This window comes from Pseudomonas sp. S2_E01, assembly GCF_054668365.1.
This window is the reverse complement of record NZ_CP162762.1, coordinates 4,745,173-4,769,412: the sequence shown is the minus strand read 5'-3', so window position 1 is coordinate 4,769,412 and position 24,240 is coordinate 4,745,173. Positions and strand designations below refer to the sequence as shown.

Below are 24,240 nucleotides of genomic sequence, written 5' to 3'. Positions count from 1 at the left end.
TTGGGTACTGGCTCCATTCTCATCAGCCCTCGAGCTTGCTTTTCAGCAGTTCGTTGACCTGTTGCGGGTTGGCCTTGCCTTTGGAGGCTTTCATGGCCTGGCCGACGAAGAAGCCGAACATTTTGCCGCGTTTGGCTTCATCTGCCGCACGGTATTGCTCGACCTGTTCTGCATTGGCCGCCAGCATTTCGTCCAGCACCGCCGAGATAGCGCCGCTGTCGGTCACCTGCTTGAGACCGCGCTTGTCGATGATTTCGTCCGCGCTGCCTTCACCGGCGGCCATCGCCTCGAACACCACTTTGGCGATCTTGCCGGAAATGGTGTTGTCCTTGATGCGCAGCAGCATGCCGCCCAAATGCTCGGCCGACACCGGCGACTCGTCGATGTCCACGCCTTGCTTGTTCAACAGGCTGCCCAGCTCGACCATGACCCAGTTGGCCGCCAGCTTGGCGTCGCCGCCGATGCTCGCGACTTTCTCGAAGTAATCGGCTTGCTCGCGGCTGGTCGCCAACACGCTCGCGTCGTAGACCGAGAGGCCGAATTGCTCCTGGAAACGCTCGCGTTTCTGTGGCGGCAATTCCGGCAGGGTGGCGCGTACGTCATTGAGGAACGAGTCCTCGATAACCACCGGCAGCAGGTCCGGATCCGGGAAGTAACGGTAGTCGTTGGCTTCCTCCTTGCTACGCATCGGACGGGTTTCGTCCTTGTTCGGGTCGTACAGGCGGGTCTGCTGGATGACCTTGCCACCGTCCTCGATCAGCTCGATCTGGCGCTGGATTTCGCTGTTGATCGCCTTCTCGATGAAGCGGAACGAGTTGACGTTCTTGATCTCGCAGCGGGTGCCAAACTCGACCTGGCCTTTTGGACGGATCGACACGTTGCAGTCGCAACGCAGCGAACCTTCGGCCATGTTGCCGTCGCAGATGCCCAGGTAACGTACCAGCGCGTGGATCGCTTTGACGTAAGCCACGGCCTCCTTGGCGCTGCGCATGTCCGGCTCGGAAACGATTTCCAGCAGCGGCGTGCCAGCACGGTTCAGGTCGATGCCACTGGCACCGTTGAACTCTTCGTGCAGGCTCTTGCCGGCGTCTTCTTCCAGGTGCGCACGAGTGATGCCGACGCGCTTGACCGTGCCGTCTTCCAAGGCGATGTCCAGGTGGCCCTTGCCGACGATCGGCAATTCCATCTGGCTGATCTGATAGCCCTTGGGCAGGTCGGGGTAGAAATAGTTTTTACGGGCGAACACGTTGTGCTGTCCGATCTCGGCATCGATGGCCAGGCCGAACATCACCGCCATGCGCACCGCTTCCTGGTTCAGCACCGGCAGGACGCCAGGCATACCGAGGTCAACCAGGCTGGCCTGGGTGTTCGGTTCGGAACCGAAGGTGGTGGAACTACCGGAAAAGATTTTCGACCGGGTGGTGAGCTGAGTATGAATCTCCAGCCCGATCACGACTTCCCATTGCATGTGTGTCTCCTCAGAAGCCGGTTGGGGTGCGGGTGTGCCAATCAGTGTTGAGTTGGTACTGATGGGCAACATTGAGCAAGCGGCCTTCCTGGAAATACGGGGCGAGCAGTTGCACGCCAACCGGCAGACCGTCGACAAAACCGGCCGGCATTGACAGGCCTGGCAGGCCCGCGAGGTTCGCGGTGATGGTGTAGACGTCTTCCAGGTACGCAGCGACCGGGTCGCTGTTCTTGGCGCCCAGCTTCCAGGCCGGGTTCGGCGTGGTTGGGCCGAGAATGATGTCGACCTCGTTGAAGGCGGCCATGAAGTCGTTCTTGATCAGGCGACGGATTTTTTGCGCCTTCAGGTAGTAAGCGTCGTAGTAACCGGCCGACAGCGCGTAGGCGCCGACCATGATCCGGCGCTGCACTTCCGGGCCGAAACCTTCGCCACGGGAGCGCTTGTACAGGTCGATCAGGTTTTTCGGGGCTTCGCAGCGGTAGCCGAAACGCACGCCGTCGAAACGCGACAGATTGGAAGAGGCCTCCGCCGGGGCAATCACGTAGTACGCCGGAATGGCGTGCTGCATGTTCGGCAGGCTGATTTCCTTGACCACGGCACCGAGCTTTTGCAGCTCCTTGACGCTGTTGTGGATCAGCTCGGCGATGCGCGGGTCGAGACCGGCGCTGAAGTATTCCTTCGGCACGCCAATGCGCAGGCCTTGCAGCGAGCCGTTGAGGCTGGCGCTGTAGTCGGGCACCGGTTCGTCGATGCTGGTGGAGTCGTTAGGGTCGAAGCCGGCCATGCCTTGCAGCAGGATCGCGCAGTCTTCGGCGGTGCGCGCCAACGGGCCGCCCTGATCGAGGCTGGAGGCGTAGGCGATCATGCCCCAGCGTGAAACGCGACCGTAGGTCGGTTTCAGGCCAGTGAGGTTGGTCAGCGCCGCGGGTTGGCGGATCGAACCGCCGGTGTCGGTGCCTGTGGCCGCCGGCAGCAGGCGCGCTGCCACTGCCGCCGCCGAACCGCCCGACGAACCACCCGGAACGTGTTCCAGGTTCCACGGGTTTTTCACTGCACCGTAGTAGCTGGACTCGTTGGCCGAACCCATGGCGAATTCGTCCATGTTGGTCTTGCCCAGGGTCACGGCGCCGGCGGCGGCCAGTTTGGCAACCACGGTCGCGTCGTACGGGGCCTTGAAGTTGTCGAGCATCTTCGAGCCGCAGCTGGTGCGAATGCCCTGGGTGCAGAACAGGTCTTTGTGGGCGATCGGCGCACCGAGCAGGGCACCGCTCTCACCATTGGCCCGACGTGCGTCAGCGGCTTTGGCCTGCTGAAGCGCCAGCTCTTCGGTGAGGCTGATGAAACTGTTGAGTTGAGGGTCGAGCTGGGTAATGCGCGCCAGCAGGGACTTGGTCAGCTCTTCGGAAGAAAACTTTTTATCGGCGAGTCCGCGGGCGATCTCGGCCAGGGTCAATTGATGCATTGCAGGCTCTTTCCCTTTAGTCGATGACTTTCGGAACCAGGTACAGGCCGTTTTCGACCGCTGGTGCGATGGATTGGTACGCCTCGCGATGATTGGACTCGGTCACGATGTCGGCACGCAGGCGCTGGCTGGCTTCCAATGGATGGGCCAGCGGCTCGATATCGTCGGTATTGACCGCCTGCATTTCGTCGACCAGACCCAGAATACTGTTCAGGGCCGAAGTAATATGTGGAAGATCGTCTTCATTCAGGCCAAGACAGGCCAAATGAGCGATTTTTTCCACGTCGGAGCGTTCAAGCGCCATGGGATTCTCCAGTGGAAAACAGGACGGACGGTGTCCGTGTGTTAGTGTTGTCGGAACACTACCGCACTTCTACGGTCAATAAGGCCGCGATTGTGGGGCTTGGTGCACAGAAAAGCGGCCAATTTAACATATTGGCGCCTTGCCCAAAATCCCTGTCGTTGTTAGAGTTTGCCGCACTTTTTTTACCCACGCGTTGCCTAGGGTCCCTTTCCCATGTTCAAGAAACTGCGTGGCATGTTTTCCAGCGATCTTTCCATTGACCTGGGCACTGCCAACACCCTTATTTACGTGCGCGAGCGCGGTATCGTCCTGAATGAGCCATCGGTTGTGGCTATTCGGACACACGGTAACCAGAAAAGTGTCGTCGCTGTCGGCACCGAGGCCAAGCGCATGCTCGGTCGTACGCCGGGCAATATCGCGGCCATTCGTCCGATGAAGGATGGCGTGATCGCCGACTTCAGCGTCTGCGAAAAGATGCTGCAATATTTCATCAACAAGGTTCACGAGAACAGTTTCCTGCAGCCAAGCCCTCGCGTGCTGATCTGCGTTCCGTGCAAATCCACCCAGGTTGAGCGCCGTGCCATCCGTGAGTCGGCCCTCGGTGCCGGTGCACGTGAAGTGTTCCTGATCGAAGAGCCAATGGCGGCTGCGATCGGTGCCGGCCTGCCGGTTGAGGAAGCACGCGGTTCGATGGTCGTCGATATCGGTGGTGGTACCACCGAGATCGCGCTGATCTCCCTGAACGGTGTGGTTTACGCCGAATCCGTACGGGTAGGTGGCGACCGCTTCGACGAAGCGATCATCACCTACGTGCGTCGCAACTATGGCAGCCTGATCGGTGAGTCCACCGCCGAACGCATCAAGCAGGAAATCGGTACGGCCTACCCAGGCGGCGAAACGCGTGAAGTCGACGTTCGTGGCCGTAACCTGGCTGAAGGCGTTCCGCGCGCGTTCACCCTGAACTCCAATGAAGTGCTGGAAGCTCTGCAAGAGTCCCTGGCCACCATCGTTCAGGCCGTGAAGAGCGCCCTGGAGCAATCGCCTCCGGAGCTGGCTTCCGACATCGCCGAGCGTGGCCTGGTGCTGACTGGCGGTGGCGCCCTGTTGCGTGACCTCGACAAGTTGCTGGCCCAGGAAACCGGTCTGCCGGTCATCGTTGCCGAAGACCCGCTGACCTGCGTGGCTCGCGGCGGTGGTCGTGCACTGGAAATGATGGACAAACACACCATGGACCTGCTGTCGAGCGAGTGATTTCGCTTGATGCATCCTTGCTGTAGCGCCCGCAGGCGGCACTTTGCAGTGCCGCCTGTTGGCGTTTATCTTCTGTCAGTCTTATCCCGGCCGGTCTTGGCGTATGAATAAACGGAATATTTGCCTGGGAGGAGCGGCTTATTAAACCGCTTTTCACCAAAGGGCCTTCACTAGGCGTGCGCTTGTTGGTGCTGGCCGTGCTATCGGTCGCGCTGATGGTGGTCGATGCCCGCTTCGCGCTGCTCAAGCCCGTCCGTAGCCAGATGTCGTTGGTGCTGATGCAGTCCTACTGGATCACCGACCTGCCGCAGCGGCTGTGGCAAGGTGTGGCCAGCCAGTTTGGCAGCCGTACCGAACTCGTCGCCGAAAACGAAAAACTCAAGACTGAAAACCTGCTGTTGCAGGGCCGCATGCAAAAGCTTGCCGCCCTCACCGAGCAGAACGTGCGTCTGCGCGAGTTGCTCAATTCTTCCGCGCTGGTCAACGAGAAGGTCGAAGTGGCCGAGTTGATCGGTATGGACCCCAACCCCTTCACCCATCGCATCATCATCAACAAAGGTGAGCGCGATGGCGTGGTGCTCGGTCAGCCGGTACTCGATGCCCGTGGCCTGATGGGCCAGGTAGTCGAGTTGATGCCGTACACATCCCGCGTATTACTGCTGACCGACACCACCCACAGCATACCGGTACAGGTGAACCGTAACGGCCTGCGGGCGATCGCCAGCGGCACCGGCAACCCGGAGCGCCTTGAACTGCGTCACGTGGCCGACACCGCCGACATCAAGGAAGGCGACCTGCTGGTCAGCTCTGGTCTTGGCCAGCGTTTCCCGGCGGGTTATCCCGTTGCAACGGTCAAGGAAGTGATCCACGACTCCGGTCAGCCGTTTGCCATTGTCCGCGCCGTACCGACGGCCGCCCTGAACCGCAGCCGCTACCTGCTGCTGGTGTTCAGCGATAACCGCACCGCCGAAGAGCGTGCCAATGACGCCGCTCAGGCCCAGGAACACCTTGACGCACTGGGCGGTGGGCCGATCATTCCGCCTGCCGTGGCGAAGCCTGTCGGCGTGATTGCCCCGGCAGCGACGACGCCAGCTGCAACCCCTGCGCCTGCTCCGGCCGCGCCGGCGACTGCGACTCCGGCCAAGCCTGCTGCCACACATCCCGCCGCCAAGCCGCCGGCTGCGGCGAAACCTGCCGCCAAACCGCCTGTCTCCGCGCCAGCCGCTACAGGGGGGAGAGAATAATGCCCGGTGCTACCGCCTCCCGAAACGGCTGGATGGTCTGGCTGACATTCGCCATCGGCCTGTTGCTCAGTGTTTCGCCTTTGCCACAGTTCATGGAAATCCTGCGCCCGTTGTGGCTCGCGTTGCTCCTGGCATTCTGGGCGCTGGCGATGCCGCAGAAAGTCGGCATGGTTACCGCGTTTTGCCTGGGCCTGGCTGAAGACGTGCTCTACGGCACGTTGCTGGGTCAGAACGCACTCATCCTGACACTCATCACGTTCCTGGTGCTCTCGTTGCAACAACGGCTGCGGATGTTCCCGATGTGGCAGCAGAGCCTGGTGATCCTGGTGATCTTCGGCCTGGCGCAGCTGGTGCAGCTATGGCTGAGCGCCCTGACCGGCAATCGTCAGCCCACGTTGGCGCTGGTCTTGCCAGCCCTGGTCAGTGCCTTGCTCTGGCCGTGGATCAGCTTCGGTTTGCGCGGGTTGCGTCGACGCTACAAAATCAACTGATTCGGTCAGGCATTAGCCCGCACCTCGACAGGGAGATGTCTGGATGAAAGCGCTTTACCTTGCCTCAGGTTCGCCACGTCGGCGCGAGCTGCTTACGCAGATCGGCGTGCCGTTCACCGCCATCAGCGCGGACATTGATGAAACCCCCTTGAATCACGAATCGCCGTCGGCCTATGTCGAGCGCCTTGCGCGCGGCAAGGCCGAAGCGGGCCGCCGTTTTGTGGTGTCCGACGCCCCGTTTTGCGTGCTCGGTGCCGATACCGCTGTGGTGCTGAACGGGAAAATTCTCGGTAAACCGGTGGACGAAGCCGATGCGTGCGCCATGCTTATGATGTTGGCCGGTCAAGAACATGAAGTATTGACCGCCATTGCGGTGCTGGACGGCGAACGTAGTGCGTCGCGGGTGGTGCGCAGTCTGGTGCGTTTTCGCCCCATCGACCGTGCTGAAGCGGCGGCCTATTGGGCCAGCGGCGAACCCCGGGACAAGGCGGGAGGCTATGGTATTCAAGGACTGGGCGCGGTGTTTGTCGCAGGGCTCGATGGCAGCTATTCGGCGGTCGTCGGACTGCCACTGTGTGAAACCGCACAGTTGCTGGGCCGTTTCGACATACCCTGTTGGCAAACCCTTGGCGCGCCCTGAGCGTCGTAATGACAAGATGCGACCATAATCGTGAACATGCCTGGACGAGACCCTGCCATGAGTGAAGAGATCCTGATCAACATCACGCCGATGGAATCGCGCGTGGCGGTGGTTGAAAACGGTGTTCTGCAAGAGGTCCATGTCGAGCGCACGCAAAAGCGCGGCATCGTCGGCAATATCTACAAAGGCAAGGTCGTGCGCGTATTACCGGGCATGCAAGCGGCCTTCGTCGATATCGGCCTGGACCGTGCGGCGTTCATTCACGCGTCAGAGATTTCCTTGCGTGAGGGGCCTGCGGTCGAAAGCATCAGCGCGCTGGTGCATGAAGGCCAGAGCCTGGTGGTGCAAGTGACCAAGGACCCTATCGGCTCCAAGGGCGCACGCCTGACCACCCAGTTGTCGATCCCTTCGCGGTACCTGGTGTACATGCCGCGCACTGCACATGTCGGCATTTCCCTGAAGATCGAAGACGAAGCCGAGCGCGAGCGTCTCAAGCAGGTGGTTTCAGATTGCGTGGCCAGGGAAGGGATCACGGAAACCGGTGGGTTCATCCTGCGCACCGCCGCCGAAGGGGCGGGCGCCGATGAAATCCTTATGGACATCCGCTACCTGCGCAGGCTCTGGGACCAGATCAGCGATCAGATCAAGACCATCAGCGCGCCGAGCGTGATCTACGAAGACCTTGGCCTGGCGTTGCGCACACTCCGCGATCTGGTCAGCCCCAAGATCGAAAAAATCCGGATTGACTCCCGGGAAACCTTCCAGAAAACCACACAATTTGTCGGCGAGCTCATGCCGGAAATTGCTGATCGCCTGGAGCATTACCCGGGCGAGCGACCCATTTTCGACTTGTACGGCGTCGAAGATGAAATCCAGAAAGCCCTGGAGCGCAAGGTTCCGCTGAAGTCCGGCGGCTACCTGGTGGTGGACCCGGCGGAAGCCATGACCACCATCGACGTCAACACCGGGGCGTTCGTGGGTCATCGCAACCTTGAAGAAACCATTTTCAAGACCAACCTCGAAGCCGCGACCGCCATCGCGCGTCAACTGCGCCTGCGCAACCTGGGCGGGATCATCATCATCGACTTCATCGACATGGAAGACGAAGAACACCAGCGCCAGGTCCTGCGCACACTCGAGAAGCAACTGGAGCGCGATCACGCCAAGACCAACATCATCGGCATCACCGAACTCGGCCTGGTGCAGATGACGCGCAAGCGCACCCGTGAAAGCCTGGAGCAAGTCCTTTGCGAGCCGTGCAACAGCTGCCAGGGGCGCGGCAAGCTGAAAACCCCGGAAACTGTTTGCTACGAAATCTTCCGCGAAATCCTGCGCGAAGCTCGCGCTTATCAGGCGGAGGGCTATCGTGTATTGGCGAACCAGAAAGTCGTTGACCGCCTGCTCGATGAAGAATCGGGCAACGTCGCCGAGCTGGAAGGTTTTATCGGGCGCACCATCCGATTTCAGGTAGAAACCATGTATTCCCAGGAACAATACGACGTGGTGCTGCTCTGAATCCCTGTGTTTCATCCTCACTAGTACGGCTGGCCTCAGCTTGTCGCAGTTTTCTTGCCATGGGAGCCAACTGACATGGACCGTCTGACACGCCTCATGGCCGTGCTGACCCGCTGGGGACTGGGCCTGTGCGCGTTGGTTTTGGTGTTGATGGCGCTGTATGTCAGCCTGGGGCGTGAACTGACGCCGCTGGTAGCCGAATACCAGGCCGAAGTCGAAGCCAAGGGCAGCGCAGCCCTGGGTATGCCACTGAACATCGGATCGCTGGAAGGCAGTTGGGCGGGTTTCGCGCCGATTCTGTTCGCCCGCGACGTCATGGTCGGTGAGGGCGCCAACGCCTTGCACCTGGATCAGGTGCGCGTGGTGCCGGATATCTGGGCCAGCCTGCTGGCGCGTGAAGTGCGCATCGCCCACCTCGAGCTCAACGGCCTGAAAATCAACCTCAAGGAAGGCGAAGACGGTCATTGGGCGCTGGAAGGTTTGCCGGTGCAGGGGGACCAGCCACTGGACCCCGAGCAGTTGCTCAATCGTATGCAAATCGTGCAGCAGTTGTCGGTGCTCGACAGCCAGGTGACTTTGCAGCCGCTGGACCAGCCGCCGCTGACCTTTACCTACGTGGGGCTGAACCTGAAAACCGGTGCGTACCGCCAGCGCCTCGATGCGCGGCTGAACCTGCCTGATGGCCAGCCGGTAGCGATGAGCCTGCGCACCCGTATCCGCGCCAGCCAGTGGCAGGATGGCGAAGTGGACGCTTATTTGAGCCTGCCGCAAAGCGATTGGTCGAAATGGCTGCCCAAACGCGCGACCCGGCAATGGGATTTTTCCCGGATCAAGGCCGGCGGGGAACTCTGGTTCAACTGGAACAAGGGTGCTTTGCAAAGTGGTGCGGTGCGCTTGAATGCGCCGTTGCTCAAGGGTGCCTACGCCGACCGTAAGCCTGTCCAGATCAACAATCTGGCGCTCAACGGTTACTTCCAGAGCAGCTCCGAAGGCTTGCTGATGACCGTGGATTCCCTGGCCATGAACGTTGGCGAAACCCGCTGGGAATCGCGCCTGCAATTGCGCCAGAGTGTGGCGACCGACAAGGCCGAAGAACTTTGGCATCTGCAAGCCGACCGCCTCGACCTGACCCCGCTGACACCCTTGCTCAATGCCCTGGCGCCCCTCCCCCAGGGCGTTGCCACGGCGGTTGAGCGGCTCAAGGTGACCGGTGGGCTGCGCAACGTGCTGCTCGATTTCCGCCCCAATGCCACCGACGACACCAAGGTCAGCTTTGCCGCCAACCTCGACCAGGTCGGTTTTGACGCCTACCACGGCGCGCCGGCAGCGCGAAACGTCAGCGGCAGTATCAGCGGCGATCTGGGTCACGGCGAACTGCGCATGGACAGCAAGGATTTTGTCCTGCATCTGGACCCGATCTTCGCCAAGCCATGGCAATACATCCAGGCCAATGCGCGGCTGACCTGGAAGCTCGACAAGGAAGGCTTCACCCTGATTGCGCCCTATCTGAAGGTGCTGGGCGAGGAGGGCAAGATCGCCGGTGACTTCCTGATCCGCCTGCATTTCGACCACACTCAGGAAGACTACATGGACCTGCGGGTCGGCCTGGTGGAAGGGGATGGCAAATACACCGCCAAATACCTGCCGCAGGTGCTCAGCCCGGAACTGGATGAATGGTTGCGAACGGCGATCCTGAAGGGCGCCGTGGATCAGGGGTTTTTCCAGTATCAGGGCTCGCTCAACCATGGCGCTGCCGACGCAGATCGCAGCATCAGCCTGTTCTTCAAGGTGCATGATGCCGAACTGGCCTTCCAGCCCGGTTGGCCACATGTCAGCAAGGTCAGTGGCGATGTGTTCATCGAAGACAGTGGCGTGCGAATTCTGGCGAGCAAAGGCCAATTGCTCGACACCCAGGTCAGCGACATCTACGTCAATATCCCCCATGCACCCGCCGGACAAAGTGTTCACCTGTTGCTCGACGGCGGGTTCGAGGGTGGCCTGGGCGATGGCCTGAAAATCCTCCAGGAGGCACCGATAGGCACGGCGGACACCTTTGCCGGCTGGCAAGGTGAAGGGGACCTCTCCGGGAAGTTGAAGCTGGACATCCCGCTGGCCAAGGGTGAGGAGCCCAAGATCCTGGTCGACTTCAAGACTGCCAAGGCGCGTTTGAAACTCGCCGAGCCAGCCCTTGAACTGACACAGCTCAAGGGCGATTTCCGCTTCGACAGTGCCAAGGGGCTGAGCGGACAAAACATCAGCGCCCGCGCTTTTGATCGACCGGTTACGGCGCAGATTTTCGCGGACGGCAGCCCTGGCAAGATCAAGACGAGAGTGGCTGCCTCGGGGCAGGTGGAGGTCAAGAAGCTCACCGACTGGCTGAGCGTGACCCAACCGTTGCCGGTGTCCGGGTTGATTCCCTACCAACTGCAATTGAACCTGGGCGGCGATGACAGTCAGTTGATGGTCAATTCCAGTCTCAAGGGCGTGGCCGTCGATTTGCCGGCGCCGTTCGGCATGACTGCGGATGTCGGGCGCGACACGATGTTCCGCATGACCCTGCAAGGGCAGGAGCGTCGGTACTGGGCCCGGTACGGCGAGTTGGCGAGTTTCACCTATGCGGCGCAGCCCGCCAGCTTCGCCGACGGTCGTGGCGAGTTGTTCCTTGGCAATGGCGAGGCGGTCCTGCCCGGTGCCAAGGGCCTGCGGGTCCGTGGTTCGTTGTCCGAGCTGGACCTCGGCCCCTGGAAAGACCTGGTGGACAAGTACGCCGGGCAGGATCCAGGCAGCAGCGCCAAGCAGTTGCTCAGTAGCGTTGACGTCAAAGTCGGTAAGCTCAGCGGTTTAGGCACCACGCTGGATCAGGCGTCGGTGCAATTGAATCGCAAGCCGGCCGCCTGGGCCTTGCAACTCGACAGCCAGCAGGTGAAGGGCAGCGTCGGTATCCCCGATGCGAAAGCCGCGCCGATAGCGGTGAACCTGCAATCGGTGCGTTTGCCGGCGCCGGATCCGACGGTCCAGGCCGATGAAAACGCCCCGGACCCGCTGGCCAACGTCGATCCGACGAAGATTCCCGCTCTGGATATCACCATCAATCAGTTGTTTCTGGGACCTGACCTGGTGGGTGGCTGGTCACTGAAAGTGCGCCCGACCGGCAAGGGCATCAACCTCAATACCATGGATATGGGGCTCAAGGGCATTCTGTTGCAGGGAGACGGTGGGTGGGAAGGCGCGCCCGGCGCATCAGCCAGTTGGTTCAAGGGGCGCGCCAGCGGCAAGAACCTGGCCGATGTACTCAAGGGCTGGGGGTTTGCGCCGAGCGTCACCAGTGAGGATTTCCACATGGACATCGACGGGCGGTGGCCCGGTTCACCGGCGTGGCTCGCCACCAAGCGGTTCTCGGGCACTCTCGACGCGTCGCTCAATAAAGGTCAGTTCGTCGAAGTCGAGGGCAGTGCCCAGGCATTGCGGGTGTTTGGCCTGCTCAACTTCAATTCCATCGGACGCCGCTTGCGCCTGGACTTTTCCGACCTGTTCGGCAAAGGGTTGAGCTACGATCGGGTCAAGGGGCTCTTGACGGCTACGAACGGCGTCTATGTGACCAGCAAGCCGATCGTGATGACAGGCCCATCGAGTAACGTAGAACTGGATGGCACGCTCAGTCTGGTGGACGAGAAGATCGACGCCAAGCTCCTGGTGACACTGCCGGTGACCAATAACTTGCCGATTGCTGCTCTGATCGTTGGCGCCCCGGCTGTCGGCGGCGCGTTGTTCCTCATCGACAAGCTGATCGGTGACCGCGTGGCGCGTTTCGCGAGTGTAAAATACACCGTCAAAGGGCCCTACAAAGAGCCGCAAATTACCTTCGACAAGCCGTTTTGAATCACGCCTGTCTGTAGGAGCGAGCTTGCTCGCGATGCAATCACAGGCACCGCTGGGAGTCAGACATCCCGCGTTATCGTTAACGACCATCGCGAGCATGCTCGCTCCTACAGGTAATCAGGAACCCGTCATGTCCCTAGCGGTGATTCAAATGGTCAGCCAGAGCGATGTGCTGGCCAACCTGGTACAGGCCCGTCGCCTGCTCGAGCGGGCCGCTGCCCAGGGCGCGAAGCTGGCCGTGCTGCCGGAAAACTTCGCTGCCATGGGGCGTCGTGATATTGCCGAAATCGGCCGGGCCGAAGCGCTGGGTGAAGGTCCTATCCTGCCCTGGTTGAAACAGACCGCCCGCGACCTCAAGTTATGGATAGTGGCTGGCACATTGCCGTTGCCGCCGGCGGATCAACCGACGGCCAAAGTGCACGCCTGCTCGTTGCTGGTCGACGATCAGGGCGAAATCGTGGCCCGCTACGACAAGCTGCACCTGTTCGATGTGGATGTGGCGGATAATCGTGGGCGTTATCGTGAATCCGATGACTATGCTTTTGGAAGTGGTGTCGTGGTGGCGGATACGCCCGTCGGCCGGTTGGGCCTGACAGTGTGTTACGACCTGCGCTTCCCCGAGCTGTACAGTGAATTGCGTGCCGCCGGTGCCGAGTTGATCACCGCCCCGTCGGCCTTTACCGCCGTCACGGGGGCGGCGCATTGGGAAGTACTGATTCGTGCCCGGGCCATCGAAACACAATGTTATGTGCTCGCGGCTGCCCAGGGGGGAACGCACCCCGGGCCGCGAGAAACCTGGGGGCATGCGGCGATTGTCGACCCATGGGGCCGGATACTGTCACAACAGGATCAAGGCGAAGCCGTGCTGCTGGCTGAACGCGATAGCAGCGAACAGGCGTCCATCAGGGCGCGGATGCCGGTGTCCAATCACCGGCGCTTTTTCTCGCAGGGCGCCCGGCGACCTGCCTCAGAACGATGAATTTAAGGCGTAAAGTATATGAGCGAGTTGTTGTCCTCAGTCAGTGAACACCTTCTGGCGCCCGGTGGCGTCACCCTCGAGAGCCTGCAAGGTGTGCTCGGCGACCTGGCCGGCCCGGGCATCGATGCTGCCGACCTGTATTTCCAGGGGCAAATTTCCGAGTCGTGGGCGCTGGAAGACGGGATCGTCAAGGAAGGCAGCTTCAACCTTGATCAAGGCGTGGGCGTGCGCGCGCAATCGGGTGAAAAAACCGGTTTCGCCTACAGCAACGCCATCACCCTGGAAGCGTTGGGCGCGGCGTCCCGCGCCGCCCGTTCCATCTCCCGCGCCGGTCAGAACGGCACGGTGCAGGCATTCACTGCGCAGGATGTCGCGCAGTTATACGCGCCGGACAATCCTCTGGAAGTGCTGAGCCGTGCCGAAAAAGTCGAGTTGCTCAAGCGCATCGACGTTGCGACCCGCGCCCTCGACCCCCGTATCCAGCAAGTGACCGTGAGCATGGCCGGGGTCTGGGAGCGCATCCTGGTAGCCGCCACCGACGGCAGCCTGGCAGCGGATGTGCGTCCGCTGGTGCGTTTCAATGTCAGCGTGATCGTTGAGCAGAACGGTCGTCGCGAGCGCGGTGGGCATGGTGGCGGCGGTCGTACCGACTACCGTTATTTCCTCGCCGAAGACCGCGCCATGGGGTATGCCCGTGAAGCGTTGCGTCAGGCATTGGTCAATCTGGAGGCCATTCCAGCGCCGGCCGGTACATTGCCGGTGGTGCTGGGTTCGGGGTGGTCCGGCGTGCTGCTGCACGAGGCGGTGGGCCATGGCCTGGAAGGCGATTTCAACCGCAAGGGCAGCTCTGCCTACAGCGGTCGCATGGGTGAAATGGTTGCGTCGAAACTCTGCACCATCGTCGATGACGGCACGCTGGCCGGTCGTCGCGGGTCGCTGAGCGTCGATGACGAAGGCACACCCACCGAGTGCACCACGCTGATCGAAAACGGCGTGCTCAAGGGTTACATGCAGGACAAGCTCAACGCTCGCCTGATGGGCGTGGCGCGCACCGGCAACGGTCGTCGCGAGTCTTACGCACACCTGCCGATGCCGCGCATGACCAACACCTACATGCTGGCGGGCGAGAGCGATCCGGCGGAAATCATCGCCTCGGTGAAACGCGGTATCTACTGCGCCAACCTCGGCGGTGGCCAGGTCGATATCACCAGTGGCAAGTTCGTGTTCTCCACCAGCGAGGCCTACCTGATCGAGGACGGCAAGATTACTGCGCCGGTCAAGGGCGCGACCTTGATTGGCAACGGCCCGGAAGCGATGAGCAAGGTGTCGATGGTCGGCAACGACCTGTCGCTGGACAGCGGCGTGGGCACGTGCGGTAAGGATGGGCAGTCGGTGCCGGTGGGTGTCGGCCAGCCAACGTTGAAAATCGACGCGATCACCGTGGGTGGCACGGGCGCGTAGGACGTGGAGCTGCGGGTGAGTTGCCTGGACAACTCACCCGCTCGGACACTCAGCGCAGGCCGCGTAGGGTCTCGTCCAGCTCACGGATGTATTTGAAGATTTTACGGCTCGACGCAGGAGGCTTGTTTTGCGCCACCTCGTGCTGGGCCTGGCGGATCAGGGAACGTAGCTGCTGGCGATCGGCGTCCGGGTATTCGGAAACGAATTTTTCCAGTACGGCATCGTCACCGGCAATCAGGCGATCGCGCCAGCGTTCCAGGTTATGGAAACGTTCGTTGTATTGGCGAGTGGAGGCATCGAGTTGATCGAGCAGTACCAGAATCGCGTCAGTGTCCTGATCGCGCATCAGTTTGCCGATGAACTGCAGGTGCCGTTTACGCGCGATGTGCGCAACGTGCTTGGGCGCATCCGCCAGGGCCCGGCGCAAGGCGTCGGTCAGGGGCAGTTTTGCCAGCAAGTCAGGCTTGAGTGTTGTAAGGCGCTCGCCGAGGTCAACCAGAGCATGCAGCTCGCGTTTGACCTGGGATTTGCTTTTTTCTCCCGTATCGAGGGAGTCGTCGTAAGAATCAACCATGGTGGCCGTCCGCAAGAAAACGCCGCCATGATAACCAGTCGGGGGCCGCTTGTCCGGCCCGGTCGCTCGAAGGCCTACACCGACAGCAGAATTTGAGTGGAGAACAGCATGAGTGCAGTTGAAAGCGTCGGCCCCCAAGCATTGCCGGCACTGCAGGAGCAAGTCGAGCAGATCATCGCCGAAGCCAAGCGACAGGGCGCCAGTGCCTGTGAAGTGGCGGTGTCACTGGAGCAGGGCCTGTCGACTTCGGTACGCCAACGCGAAGTCGAAACGGTCGAGTTCAACCGCGACCAGGGTTTTGGCATCACGCTGTATGTGGGCCAGCGCAAAGGCTCGGCCAGCACCTCGGCCAGTGGGCCACAAGCCATTCGCGAAACCGTCGCCGCGGCACTGGCCATCGCCAAACACACTTCCGAAGACGAAGCGTCCGGGCTGGCCGATGCCGCATTGATGGCCAGGGATCTGCAGGATTTTGATCTTTTCCACCAATGGGACATCACGCCGGAGCAGGCCATCGAGAAGGCCTTGATCTGCGAGGCGGCCGCCTTTGACGCCGACCCACGGATCAAGAACGCTGACGGCACCACGCTGAGCACCCATCAGGGCTGCCGGGTCTACGGCAACAGCCATGGCTTCATCGGTGGTTATGCGTCGACGCGCCATAGCCTGAGCTGCGTCATGATTGCCGAGGCCGATGGCCAGATGCAGCGCGATTATTGGTATGACGTGAATCGCCTGGGCAATTTGCTCGCCGATCCGGTGAGCATTGGCCAGCGTGCGGCGCAACGGGCGGTCAGCCGTTTGGGCGCGCGTCCGGTGCCGACCTGTGAAGTGCCGGTGCTGTTTTCCGCCGAGCTGGCCGGTGGCTTGTTCGGCAGTTTTCTTTCGGCGATTTCCGGTGGCAGCCTTTACCGTAAATCCTCGTTCCTGGAAGGCACTCTCGGGCAGAAGCTGTTCCCCGAGTGGCTGACCATCGATGAGCGACCGCATCTGGCCCGTGCCCTGGGCAGTGCCTCGTTCGACGGTGATGGTCTGGCCACTTACGCCAAGCCGTTCGTCGAAAAGGGTGAGCTGGTGTCCTACATCCTCGGCACTTATTCCGGTCGCAAGCTGGGCATGCCGAGTACCGCCAACGCGGGTGGCGTGCACAACCTGTTCGTCACCCATGGCGACGAAGACCAGGCGGCCTTGCTGCGGCGCATGGGCCGTGGGCTGCTGGTGACCGAACTGATGGGCCATGGCCTGAACATGGTCACCGGCGATTACTCGCGGGGCGCCGCAGGCTACTGGGTGGAAAACGGCGAAATCCAGTTCGCGGTCCAGGAAGTCACCATCGCCGGCAACATGCGCGACATGTTCAAACAGATTGTCGCAGTGGGTAACGATCTGGAACTGCGCAGCAACATCCGCACCGGCTCGGTGCTGATCGAGCGGATGACGGTGGCGGGTAGCTAAAACCGCTCGTCGCATGACAAAGGCGCGCCATCCATTGGGTGGCGCGCCTTTTTTGTTGGCCGGACACCTCCCACAAAGAAATGACATACATCTGCGCAGGCTTGTTTTGGTTCTCATTATCATCTAATAATAAATCTCATTATCGAATGAGCCCAGGATCATGAGTTCTGCCTTGCACGAGCAGCCGTACCTCGACAGCTGGCGCTGGATGAGTCGCCAGATTCGGTGTGCGCTGGACCCCGACGAGCCTCGCCTGATTGAACATTACCTGGCCGAAGGGCGCTACCTGGCGTGTTGCACGGCCACTTCACCCTGGACCATCGCCGAAACCACTTTCCGTCTGCTGCTCGACACCGCCGCCGATGTTGCGCTGCCTTGGCACTGGCGCACGTTCTGCCTGGATCAGGCGTGGCGCCCACTGCGCGATCTCGAACGCCTGTCGCTGTGCAAGTGCCGCCTCAAGCGCTGGCAGAGCTACACCTGGCAACTGGCGACCTGCGAGTTGCAACCCTCGATTCCCCTCATAGAACTGGTGCAAGGATTTTCTGATGAACAAGACTCGTATTGAGCGCGACAGCATGGGCGAGCTGCAGGTCCCGGTGGACGCACTTTACGGCGCACAGACCCAGCGTGCTGTGGATAACTTCCCGATCAGCGGCAAGCCGATGCCGACGCAGTTCATCCGTGCGTTGATCCTGGCCAAGGCCGCCGCCGCTCGTGCCAACATCGAACTCGAGCAGATCAGCGAAGCCCAGGGCAGTGCCATCGTCGAAGTCGCACTGGAACTGCTCAAGGGCGATTTCATGCAGCACTTCCCCGTGGACATCTTCCAGACCGGGTCCGGCACCAGCTCCAACATGAACGCCAACGAAGTGATCGCGACCCTCGCCAGTCGCCGGCTCGGCGAGTCGGTGAACCCCAACGACCACGTCAATTGCGGCCAGAGCAGCAACGACATTATCCCGACTACCATCCACGTCAGCGCGGCGCTGGCCCTGCATGAGCAACTGCTGCCGGCGTTGACGCGCCTGGTGCAGGTGATTGAGCACAAGGCGCAGGAGGTTCATCACCACGTCAAAACCGGCCGCACCCATTTGATGGACGCGATGCCGGTACGCATGAGCCAGGTGCTCAACGGCTGGGCGCAACAACTCAAAGCCAATATCGCTCATCTGCAAGGCCTGCTGCCGAGCCTGCAATCGCTGGCGCAGGGCGGCACGGCGGTCGGGACCGGAATCAACGCACACCCGCAGTTCGCCGCTCGGTTCAGCCAGCAACTGAGCAAGCTGACCCAGGTGCAATTCCAGCCGGGCACCAACCTGTTCGCCCTGATCGGCTCCCAGGACACCGCCGTGGCCGTTTCGGGGCAACTGAAAACCACTGCTGTGTCGTTGATGAAGATCGCCAACGATCTGCGCTGGATGAACTCCGGTCCACTGGCGGGTCTGGGTGAAATCGAACTTGAGGCCTTGCAGCCGGGGTCGTCGATCATGCCGGGCAAAGTTAATCCTGTTATCCCGGAGGCCACCGCGATGGTCGCTGCGCAAGTGATCGGCAACGATACGGTCATCGCGATTGCCGGTCAGTCCGGCAATTTCGAACTGAACGTGATGCTGCCGATCATCGCCCAGAACCTGCTGAGCAGCATCGAGTTACTGGCTAACTCCAGCCATCTGCTGGGTGAAAAGGCCATCGCCAGCTTCAAGGTCAACGACGCCCGTCTCAAGGAGGCGTTGTCGCGCAACCCGATCCTGGTGACCGCGCTCAACCCGATCATCGGTTACCAAAAAGCCGCTGAAATTGCCAAGAAGGCTTACCAGCAAGGTCGTCCGGTGATCGATGTCGCCCTGGAGCACACCGACCTGAAACGCGGCCAACTGGAAGAACTGCTCAATCCGGAAAAACTCACCGCAGGCGGCGTGTAACCACTGCCATCGCTTTGGAGGCTCATCATGGAACACTGGAAACGCACAATCGAAAGGGCAAACCGCTGTTTCATGCAGGGCGAACTGGTGGATGCCCGCGAGGCCTACCTGCAAGCACTCGCACTGGCGCAGGTGCTGTTCGAGCGGTGGCCGGATGCCGATGAGGCGGTGGCGGCCTGCGTGATTTCCCATCACAACCTGGCGGACCTGCACCTGAGTCTGAACCAGCCGGAGGAGAGCGCCGAGTACCTGTGCGCCATCCACCAACGGTTGCTCAAGACCCTACAGGACCCGCGCCTTTCGCCGGCGCTGCGTGAAGCAGCGTTGCGCCAGAGCAGCAAGACCTACGTCGAGCTGCTGAATTTCATCAGCGAACACGGCGAGTATCCCCGTACCCATCGTCTGCTGCACATGGACGCCGCGTCGCCGTCCACCCCCTTCATCACGGAGTTCATTGAAATGGCCTTTAGCTTGCCCGCCTTGCCGTACGCGTACGATGCCCTGGAGCCGCACATCGATGCGCAAACCATGGAAATCCACTACACCAAGCATCATCAAACCTACATCAACAACCTCAACGCTGCCGTCGAGGGCACCGAGTTCGCTGAATGGCCGGTGGAGAAACTCGTGGCAGCCGTGCAGCAACTGCCGGAAAACCTGCGCGCCGCCGTCATCAACCAGGGCGGCGGTCATGCCAACCATTCATTGTTCTGGGAAGTCATGGTGCCCAACGGCGGCGGCCAGCCGGATGGCGAGTTGGCCAAGGCGTTCGACGAGCAATTGGGCGGCCTCGATCGCTTCAAGGAAGCCTTCACCAAGGCGGCGCTGACCCGCTTCGGCAGTGGCTGGGCCTGGCTGAGCGTGACCCCGCAAAAGACCCTGATAGTGGAAAGCAGTGGCAACCAGGACAGCCCGTTGATGAGTGGCAATACGCCGATACTCGGTCTGGACGTCTGGGAACACGCCTATTACCTGCAATACCAGAACCGTCGGCCTGAATACATCAACGCTTTTTACAACGTGATCAATTGGCCAGAAGTCGCTGCGCGCTATCAGGCTGCACTGGTTTAAGGCTCCTATAACAACAATCCAGGGCTGATTATGGGCACTGAAACACTGGCGACCGGAAGTGGGCGGATGTTTCGCTATGCGTTGGGGTCGCTTTTACTGCTGGCGGGCATGAGCTTGCTGGTTGCCCAGGGCCTCACGTGGTTGGGGCTTGAGCCGAAACTGTTGCGCGCGTTACAGGGCGGTGCGATCTGCGCGCTGGGCACGGCATTGGGTGCAGTGCCGGTGTTGGTGATCCGGCGCATGCCCCAGGCGCTCAGCGACACGCTGCTCGGCTTTGGTGCCGGTGTGATGCTTGCGGCAACAGCATTTTCGCTGATCGCTCCGGGCATCTCTGCGGCCGAAAACCTCGGGCTGACCCCTTGGGCGGCCAGCGGGCTGATCAGTTTTGGCATCCTGCTGGGCGCGTTCGGGTTGTTCCTGGTGGATCGGAAAGTCTCCGGTGCGTCACCGGAAATGCTCGTTGGTACACCGCAGCGACCGGTCATCCCGCCACGGATCTGGTTGTTCGTGTTTGCCATCGTCGCTCACAACATTCCCGAAGGCATGGCTGTGGGCGTTTCTGCGGGGGGCGGCATGCCCGACGCCGACAGCCTGGCCATGGGTATCGCTTTGCAAGATGTGCCAGAAGGGTTGGTCATCGCGTTGGTATTGGCAGGGGCGGGCATGTCGCGAGTGAAGGCATTCCTGATCGGCGCGGCGTCCGGATTGGTCGAACCGGTCTTTGCCCTGTTGTGCGCCTGGCTGGTCAGCCTGGCCGAGTTGATCTTGCCGTTGGGCCTGGCGTTGGCTGCTGGGGCCATGCTGTTGGTGGTCACCCATGAAGTCATCCCGGAGTCGCGCCGCCATGGTCACGACAAGTTGGCGAGCCTTGGCCTGCTGGTCGGGTTCTGTCTGATGATGGTGATGGATACAGCGCTGGCTTAGCGGGGGAGGGTGTAGCAGCGGCACAGGCCCGTTGCTACAGGATGCTCGTTACTCGCCTTCGTCGAAATAGTTGTTGATCAACGCCACCAGCGCATCGAGCGCTTCCTGTTCCTGTTCGCCTTCGGTGCTCAGGTGGATTTTGGTGCCCTTGCCCGCGGCGAGCATCATCATGGCCATGATGCTTTTGCCGTCGACCATGGACGTCGGTGTGCGTCCGGCCCTGATCTGGCAAGGAAACTGGCCCGCCACGCCAACGAACTTGGCGGAAGCGCGGGCATGCAGGCCCAGCTTGTTGATGATTTCAATTTCCAGAGCAGGCATCGCGATGTGAATCCTTTAGCTGAGGTCGCGGTGGCGGACCTGGACGTTCTTCAGAGTTTTTTGCAGGACCTGGCCCAGACGTTCAGTCAGGTAGACGGACCGATGATGTCCGCCTGTGCAACCAATGGCAATGGTGACGTAGGCGCGGTTGCTGGCGGCGAAGCGGGGCAACCATTTGAGCAGGTACGTGGAAATGTCCTGGTACATCTCCTCGACGTCCGGCTGGGCGGCCAGGTATTCGGCTACCGGCTGATCGAGCCCGGATTGCTCGCGCAATTCAGGCTTCCAATAAGGGTTGGGCAGGCAGCGTACGTCGAATACCAGGTCGGCATCTACCGGCATACCGCGCTTGAATCCGAAAGACTCCACGAGGAACGCCGTGCCGGGTTCTGGCTGGTTCAGCAGGCGCAGCTTGATGGTATCGCGCAACTGATACAGGTTAAGACTGGTGGTATTGACCTTGAGGTCAGCGAGGTCGGCAATCGGCCCGAGTAGTGCTGTCTCATCGGTGATTGCCTCGGCCAGTGAGCGATTGGCGCTGCTCAGTGGGTGACGGCGACGGGTTTCCGAAAAACGTTTGAGCAGCGTCTCTTCGTCGGCATCCAGATACAGCACATCCACCTGGATATGCCGGCTGCGGACTTCTTCGAGCAGTTCCGGGAAACGGCTCAAGTGGCTTGGCAGGTTACGTGCGTCAATGGAGACGGCCACCAGCGGTTGCGTCAGTTCGGTGTGGATCAGCGCGCGTTCAGCCAGTTCCGGCAGCAGCCCTGCGGGCAGGTTGTCGATGCAGTAGTAGCCGTTGTCTTCGAGCACATCGAGCGCGGTACTTTTACCTGAGCCGGAGCGGCCACTGACGATGATCAAGCGCATGATTAGTGCCCGTTTTGCTCGTCCAGGACAACCTGATACAAGGCTTCATTGCTCGCGGCGCTGCGCAGGCGATCACGGACTTCCTTGCGATCGAGCATGCTGGCGATCTGGCGGAGCAACTCAAGGTGCGCATCGGTAGCAGCTTCCGGGACCAGCAGCACGAACAACAGGTCTACCGGCGCGCCGTCGATGGCGTCGAAATCGATGGGTGCATCCAGGTGCATCAAGGCGCTGACGGGCGAGGTGCAACCCTTGAGCCGGCAGTGCGGAATGGCGATGCCGTTGCCAAAACCGGTCGAGCCGAGTTTTTCACGGGCGATCAGTGCCTCGAAGACATCTTGCATTTCCAGATCGGGGACTTCCCGTGCGATCAGGTTGGCAATTTGCTCAAGGGCTTTCTTTTTGCTGCCGCCCGGCACGTTCACGAGGGAACGGCCGGGGGTCAGTATGCTTTCAAGTCGGATCATGGGTAGGGAGTGTTAACGACCGGTTGCGCCCTGGAGGAGGCTCTGGGTCTTTTCCTTATGCTTTTTGAGTTGTTTATCCAGCTTGTCGGTCAGTGCGTCGATGGCCGCGTACATATCGGTATGTTCCGCGTTGGCGACCACTTCACCGCCAGGAATATGCAAGGTGGCTTCGATTTTCTGTTTGAGCTTTTCGACGGTCATCGTGACCTGGACATTGGTGATCTTGTCGAAGTGTCGCTCCAGCCGATCGAGTTTTTCGCCGATGTAGGTGCGAAGAGGTTCGGTCACTTCCAGTTGGTGTCCACTGATGTTGACTTGCATACAGCTTCTCCTTCGTTGCCAGTGCATAAAGCGGCAAACAAATGTTTGCCACTGGAACGCTGTGGCGTGGCCCTACATCAACCGCTTGCGTTCGCTTGAAGGCGCGATCCCGAGGGATTCGCGGTACTTGGCGACGGTGCGGCGAGCCACCTGAATGCCTTGTGCCTCCAGTAAACCAGCGATCTTGCTGTCACTCAACGGCTTTTTCTGATTTTCCGCCGCTACCAGTTTTTTGATGATCGCGCGGATCGCCGTGGACGAGCATTCACCGCCTTCGGAGGTGCTGACATGGCTGGAGAAAAAGTATTTCAGCTCATAAATACCCCGCGGGGTATGCATGAACTTTTGCGTCGTCACGCGGGATATCGTCGATTCGTGCATGCCCACCGCTTCGGCGATGTCATGCAACACCAGCGGTTTCATCGCTTCGTCGCCGTACTCCAGAAAACCGCGCTGATGCTCGACGATCTGGGTGGCTACTTTCATCAGTGTTTCGTTTCGGCTCTGCAGGCTCTTGATGAACCAGCGCGCTTCCTGCAACTGATTGCGCATGAAGGTGTTGTCGGCACTGGTGTCGGCGCGGCGCACGAAACCGGCGTACTGGGCGTTGACCCGCAGGCGTGGCACCGATTCCTGGTTCAGCTCCACCAGCCAACGCTCGTTGTCCTTGCGTACGATGACGTCGGGGACGACGTATTCGGCTTCGGTGGACTCGATTTGCGAGCCCGGGCGCGGGTTCAGGCTTTGCACCAGCTCGATCACCTGGCGCAGTTCGTCTTCCTTGAGCTTCATGCGGCGCATCAGCTGGCTGTAGTCGCGGCCGCCGAGCAGGTCGATGTAGTCGGTGACCAGACGCTTGGCCTCTGCCAGCCAGGGTGTCTTGGCGGGGAGCTGGCGCAATTGCAGCAGCAGGCACTCACCCAGGTTTCGGGCGGCGATGCCGGCAGGTTCGAATTGCTGGATGCGGTGCAGGACGGCTTCGATTTCGTCCAGTTCGATGTCCAGTTCCGGATCGAAGGCTTCGAGGATCTCCTCGAGCGTTTCGTCCAGGTAGCCCTGATTGTTGATGCAATCGATCAGGGTCACGGCGATCAAACGATCGGTATCGGACATCGGTGCCAGGTTCAACTGCCACAGCAGGTGACTTTGCAGGCTTTCGCCGGCCGATGTGCGGGTGGTGAAATCCCACTCGTCGTCATCGCTGCTGGGCAGGCTGCTGGCACTGGTCTGATAGACGTCTTCCCAAGCGGTGTCGACGGGCAGTTCGTTGGGAATACGCTCGTTCCAGTCGCCTTCTTCGAGGTTGTCGACCGTCGGCGCGCTTTCCTGGTAGGAGGTTTCCTGAGTGTCGGGGGTGGGCTTCTGTTCGACGTTGTCGGCCATCGGGTCGGTGTTGTCGAAGTCGTCGCCTTCCTCCTGGCGTTCGAGCATCGGATTGGACTCCAAGGCCTCCTGGATTTCCTGTTGCAGGTCCAGGGTCGACAATTGGAGCAGGCGGATGGCCTGTTGCAGCTGCGGTGTCATCGTCAGCTGCTGGCCCATTCTCAAGACTAGCGATGGTTTCATGGCAGGGGCTTAACACCTTTTTCCGGCGCACATGCGCCATCCACTACAG

At 60.8% G+C, this 24,240-nt stretch carries 22 protein-coding genes and 1 pseudogene; 14 read left to right on the top strand and 9 right to left on the bottom strand.

Translation table 11 applies throughout. From position 1 onward, the window contains the following. Window positions 1–22 precede the first annotated feature (22 nt). The 3 genes from gatB to gatC are packed head-to-tail and all read right to left on the bottom strand — an operon-like array spanning window position 23 to window position 3,234. A complete protein-coding gene (gatB, locus tag AB4O36_RS22220; protein WP_460140281.1) occupies window positions 23–1,468 on the bottom strand; it encodes an Asp-tRNA(Asn)/Glu-tRNA(Gln) amidotransferase subunit GatB in 1,446 nt (481 codons plus the stop codon). Between the two features lie 10 nt (window positions 1,469–1,478). Next, on the bottom strand, window positions 1,479–2,930 hold the full coding sequence (gene gatA, locus AB4O36_RS22215; RefSeq protein WP_460118137.1) for an Asp-tRNA(Asn)/Glu-tRNA(Gln) amidotransferase subunit GatA: 1,452 nt from the start codon (window positions 2,928–2,930) through the stop codon (window positions 1,479–1,481). A gap of 16 nt (window positions 2,931–2,946) precedes the next feature. Further along, complete coding sequence (gene gatC / locus AB4O36_RS22210) at window positions 2,947–3,234, bottom strand: Asp-tRNA(Asn)/Glu-tRNA(Gln) amidotransferase subunit GatC (protein WP_460118135.1); 288 nt, start codon at window positions 3,232–3,234, stop codon at window positions 2,947–2,949. A 213-nt stretch (window positions 3,235–3,447) separates the two neighbouring features. On the opposite strand from gatC, the gene mreB reads away from it, so the two are divergent. The 8 genes from mreB to tldD all read left to right on the top strand — a co-directional run bounded on the left by mreB (window position 3,448) and on the right by tldD (window position 14,694). Then, on the top strand, window positions 3,448–4,485 hold the full coding sequence (gene mreB / locus AB4O36_RS22205; protein ID WP_460118133.1) for a rod shape-determining protein MreB: 1,038 nt from the start codon (window positions 3,448–3,450) through the stop codon (window positions 4,483–4,485). Window positions 4,486–4,625: 140 nt separating this feature from the next. Further along, complete coding sequence (gene mreC / locus AB4O36_RS22200; RefSeq protein ID WP_460126817.1) at window positions 4,626–5,729, top strand: rod shape-determining protein MreC; 1,104 nt, start codon at window positions 4,626–4,628, stop codon at window positions 5,727–5,729. Beyond that, window positions 5,729–6,220 (top strand): rod shape-determining protein MreD, encoded by a 492-nt coding sequence (gene mreD, locus AB4O36_RS22195; RefSeq protein WP_460118131.1) that lies wholly within the window; start codon window positions 5,729–5,731, stop codon window positions 6,218–6,220. The genes mreC and mreD overlap by 1 nt, the downstream gene beginning before the upstream one ends. Window positions 6,221–6,263: 43 nt before the next feature. Beyond that, the gene (locus AB4O36_RS22190; protein WP_460140280.1) at window positions 6,264–6,860 is read left to right on the top strand and encodes a Maf family protein; all 597 of its coding nucleotides are present in this window, start codon (window positions 6,264–6,266) and stop codon (window positions 6,858–6,860) included. Window positions 6,861–6,917: 57 nt separating this feature from the next. Further along, window positions 6,918–8,375 (top strand): ribonuclease G, encoded by a 1,458-nt coding sequence (rng, locus tag AB4O36_RS22185; RefSeq protein ID WP_460140279.1) that lies wholly within the window; start codon window positions 6,918–6,920, stop codon window positions 8,373–8,375. Window positions 8,376–8,450: 75 nt separating this feature from the next. Beyond that, window positions 8,451–12,254: a YhdP family protein gene (locus tag AB4O36_RS22180; RefSeq protein ID WP_460140278.1), complete on the top strand. Its 3,804-nt coding sequence runs from the start codon at window positions 8,451–8,453 to the stop codon at window positions 12,252–12,254. A gap of 130 nt (window positions 12,255–12,384) precedes the next feature. Beyond that, entirely contained in the window at window positions 12,385–13,233 is an 849-nt protein-coding gene (locus tag AB4O36_RS22175; protein WP_460140277.1) for a carbon-nitrogen hydrolase family protein, read from the top strand. 18 nt (window positions 13,234–13,251) lie between these two features. Continuing rightward, on the top strand, window positions 13,252–14,694 hold the full coding sequence (tldD, locus tag AB4O36_RS22170; protein ID WP_460118122.1) for a metalloprotease TldD: 1,443 nt from the start codon (window positions 13,252–13,254) through the stop codon (window positions 14,692–14,694). A 49-nt stretch (window positions 14,695–14,743) separates the two neighbouring features. Here the strand turns inward: tldD and yjgA are convergent, their stop codons facing one another. Next, window positions 14,744–15,268 (bottom strand): ribosome biogenesis factor YjgA, encoded by a 525-nt coding sequence (gene yjgA, locus AB4O36_RS22165; RefSeq protein ID WP_460140276.1) that lies wholly within the window; start codon window positions 15,266–15,268, stop codon window positions 14,744–14,746. A gap of 108 nt (window positions 15,269–15,376) precedes the next feature. Between yjgA and pmbA the strand changes: the two genes are divergently transcribed. The 6 genes and pseudogenes from pmbA (at window position 15,377) to AB4O36_RS22135 (ending at window position 20,643) form a co-directional block, all read left to right on the top strand. After that, on the top strand, window positions 15,377–16,723 hold the full coding sequence (pmbA, locus tag AB4O36_RS22160; RefSeq protein ID WP_460118120.1) for a metalloprotease PmbA: 1,347 nt from the start codon (window positions 15,377–15,379) through the stop codon (window positions 16,721–16,723). Window positions 16,724–16,883: 160 nt separating this feature from the next. Beyond that, window positions 16,884–17,291 (top strand): FagA protein, encoded by a 408-nt coding sequence (locus AB4O36_RS22155; RefSeq protein WP_460140275.1) that lies wholly within the window; start codon window positions 16,884–16,886, stop codon window positions 17,289–17,291. Continuing rightward, on the top strand, window positions 17,272–18,648 hold the full coding sequence (locus AB4O36_RS22150; RefSeq protein ID WP_460118116.1) for a class II fumarate hydratase: 1,377 nt from the start codon (window positions 17,272–17,274) through the stop codon (window positions 18,646–18,648). Before AB4O36_RS22155 ends, AB4O36_RS22150 begins: the two co-directional genes overlap by 20 nt. 27 nt (window positions 18,649–18,675) lie before the next feature. Next, window positions 18,676–19,106: pseudogene (locus AB4O36_RS22145) on the top strand (hypothetical protein). 1 nt (window position 19,107) lies between these two features. Continuing rightward, a complete protein-coding gene (locus tag AB4O36_RS22140) occupies window positions 19,108–19,719 on the top strand; it encodes a superoxide dismutase (RefSeq protein WP_460140274.1) in 612 nt (203 codons plus the stop codon). A 30-nt stretch (window positions 19,720–19,749) separates the two neighbouring features. Continuing rightward, on the top strand, window positions 19,750–20,643 hold the full coding sequence (locus AB4O36_RS22135; RefSeq protein ID WP_460118112.1) for a ZIP family metal transporter: 894 nt from the start codon (window positions 19,750–19,752) through the stop codon (window positions 20,641–20,643). A gap of 48 nt (window positions 20,644–20,691) precedes the next feature. Here the strand turns inward: AB4O36_RS22135 and AB4O36_RS22130 are convergent, their stop codons facing one another. The 5 genes from AB4O36_RS22130 to AB4O36_RS22110 form a co-directional block, all read right to left on the bottom strand. Then, window positions 20,692–20,964: an HPr family phosphocarrier protein gene (locus tag AB4O36_RS22130; protein ID WP_192309666.1), complete on the bottom strand. Its 273-nt coding sequence runs from the start codon at window positions 20,962–20,964 to the stop codon at window positions 20,692–20,694. 15 nt (window positions 20,965–20,979) lie between these two features. Further along, the gene (gene rapZ / locus AB4O36_RS22125; RefSeq protein ID WP_460118110.1) at window positions 20,980–21,837 is read right to left on the bottom strand and encodes an RNase adapter RapZ; all 858 of its coding nucleotides are present in this window, start codon (window positions 21,835–21,837) and stop codon (window positions 20,980–20,982) included. A 2-nt stretch (window positions 21,838–21,839) separates the two neighbouring features. Beyond that, window positions 21,840–22,304, bottom strand: a complete 465-nt coding sequence (gene ptsN / locus AB4O36_RS22120) for a PTS IIA-like nitrogen regulatory protein PtsN (protein WP_460118108.1) — start codon at window positions 22,302–22,304, stop codon at window positions 21,840–21,842. A gap of 12 nt (window positions 22,305–22,316) precedes the next feature. Next, window positions 22,317–22,625, bottom strand: a complete 309-nt coding sequence (gene hpf / locus AB4O36_RS22115; protein WP_368557050.1) for a ribosome hibernation-promoting factor, HPF/YfiA family — start codon at window positions 22,623–22,625, stop codon at window positions 22,317–22,319. Window positions 22,626–22,697: 72 nt separating this feature from the next. Continuing rightward, window positions 22,698–24,191, bottom strand: coding sequence for an RNA polymerase factor sigma-54 (locus AB4O36_RS22110; protein ID WP_460118106.1), 1,494 nt, complete (start codon window positions 24,189–24,191; stop codon window positions 22,698–22,700). Window positions 24,192–24,240: the final 49 nt, after the last annotated feature.

Excerpts from the sequence above, each read along its gene's own strand:
- gatC (WP_460118135.1), bottom strand. The coding sequence starts at position 3,234 with ATGGCGCTTGAACGCTCCGACGTGGAAAAAATCGCTCATTTGGCCTGT.
- AB4O36_RS22130 (WP_192309666.1), bottom strand. The coding sequence starts at position 20,964 with ATGCCTGCTCTGGAAATTGAAATCATCAACAAGCTGGGCCTGCATGCC.
- mreD (WP_460118131.1), top strand. The coding sequence starts at position 5,729 with ATGCCCGGTGCTACCGCCTCCCGAAACGGCTGGATGGTCTGGCTGACA.
- AB4O36_RS22140 (WP_460140274.1), top strand. The coding sequence starts at position 19,108 with ATGGCCTTTAGCTTGCCCGCCTTGCCGTACGCGTACGATGCCCTGGAG.
- ptsN (WP_460118108.1), bottom strand. The coding sequence starts at position 22,304 with ATGATCCGACTTGAAAGCATACTGACCCCCGGCCGTTCCCTCGTGAAC.
- mreB (WP_460118133.1), top strand. The coding sequence starts at position 3,448 with ATGTTCAAGAAACTGCGTGGCATGTTTTCCAGCGATCTTTCCATTGAC.
- AB4O36_RS22180 (WP_460140278.1), top strand. The coding sequence starts at position 8,451 with ATGGACCGTCTGACACGCCTCATGGCCGTGCTGACCCGCTGGGGACTG.
- AB4O36_RS22175 (WP_460140277.1), top strand. The coding sequence starts at position 12,385 with ATGTCCCTAGCGGTGATTCAAATGGTCAGCCAGAGCGATGTGCTGGCC.
- yjgA (WP_460140276.1), bottom strand. The coding sequence starts at position 15,268 with ATGGTTGATTCTTACGACGACTCCCTCGATACGGGAGAAAAAAGCAAA.
- AB4O36_RS22155 (WP_460140275.1), top strand. The coding sequence starts at position 16,884 with ATGAGTTCTGCCTTGCACGAGCAGCCGTACCTCGACAGCTGGCGCTGG.
- gatA (WP_460118137.1), bottom strand. The coding sequence starts at position 2,930 with ATGCATCAATTGACCCTGGCCGAGATCGCCCGCGGACTCGCCGATAAA.
- tldD (WP_460118122.1), top strand. The coding sequence starts at position 13,252 with ATGAGCGAGTTGTTGTCCTCAGTCAGTGAACACCTTCTGGCGCCCGGT.
- AB4O36_RS22135 (WP_460118112.1), top strand. The coding sequence starts at position 19,750 with ATGGGCACTGAAACACTGGCGACCGGAAGTGGGCGGATGTTTCGCTAT.
- hpf (WP_368557050.1), bottom strand. The coding sequence starts at position 22,625 with ATGCAAGTCAACATCAGTGGACACCAACTGGAAGTGACCGAACCTCTT.
- rapZ (WP_460118110.1), bottom strand. The coding sequence starts at position 21,837 with ATGCGCTTGATCATCGTCAGTGGCCGCTCCGGCTCAGGTAAAAGTACC.
- rng (WP_460140279.1), top strand. The coding sequence starts at position 6,918 with ATGAGTGAAGAGATCCTGATCAACATCACGCCGATGGAATCGCGCGTG.
- gatB (WP_460140281.1), bottom strand. The coding sequence starts at position 1,468 with ATGCAATGGGAAGTCGTGATCGGGCTGGAGATTCATACTCAGCTCACC.
- pmbA (WP_460118120.1), top strand. The coding sequence starts at position 15,377 with ATGAGTGCAGTTGAAAGCGTCGGCCCCCAAGCATTGCCGGCACTGCAG.
- AB4O36_RS22150 (WP_460118116.1), top strand. The coding sequence starts at position 17,272 with ATGAACAAGACTCGTATTGAGCGCGACAGCATGGGCGAGCTGCAGGTC.
- AB4O36_RS22190 (WP_460140280.1), top strand. The coding sequence starts at position 6,264 with ATGAAAGCGCTTTACCTTGCCTCAGGTTCGCCACGTCGGCGCGAGCTG.
- AB4O36_RS22110 (WP_460118106.1), bottom strand. The coding sequence starts at position 24,191 with ATGAAACCATCGCTAGTCTTGAGAATGGGCCAGCAGCTGACGATGACA.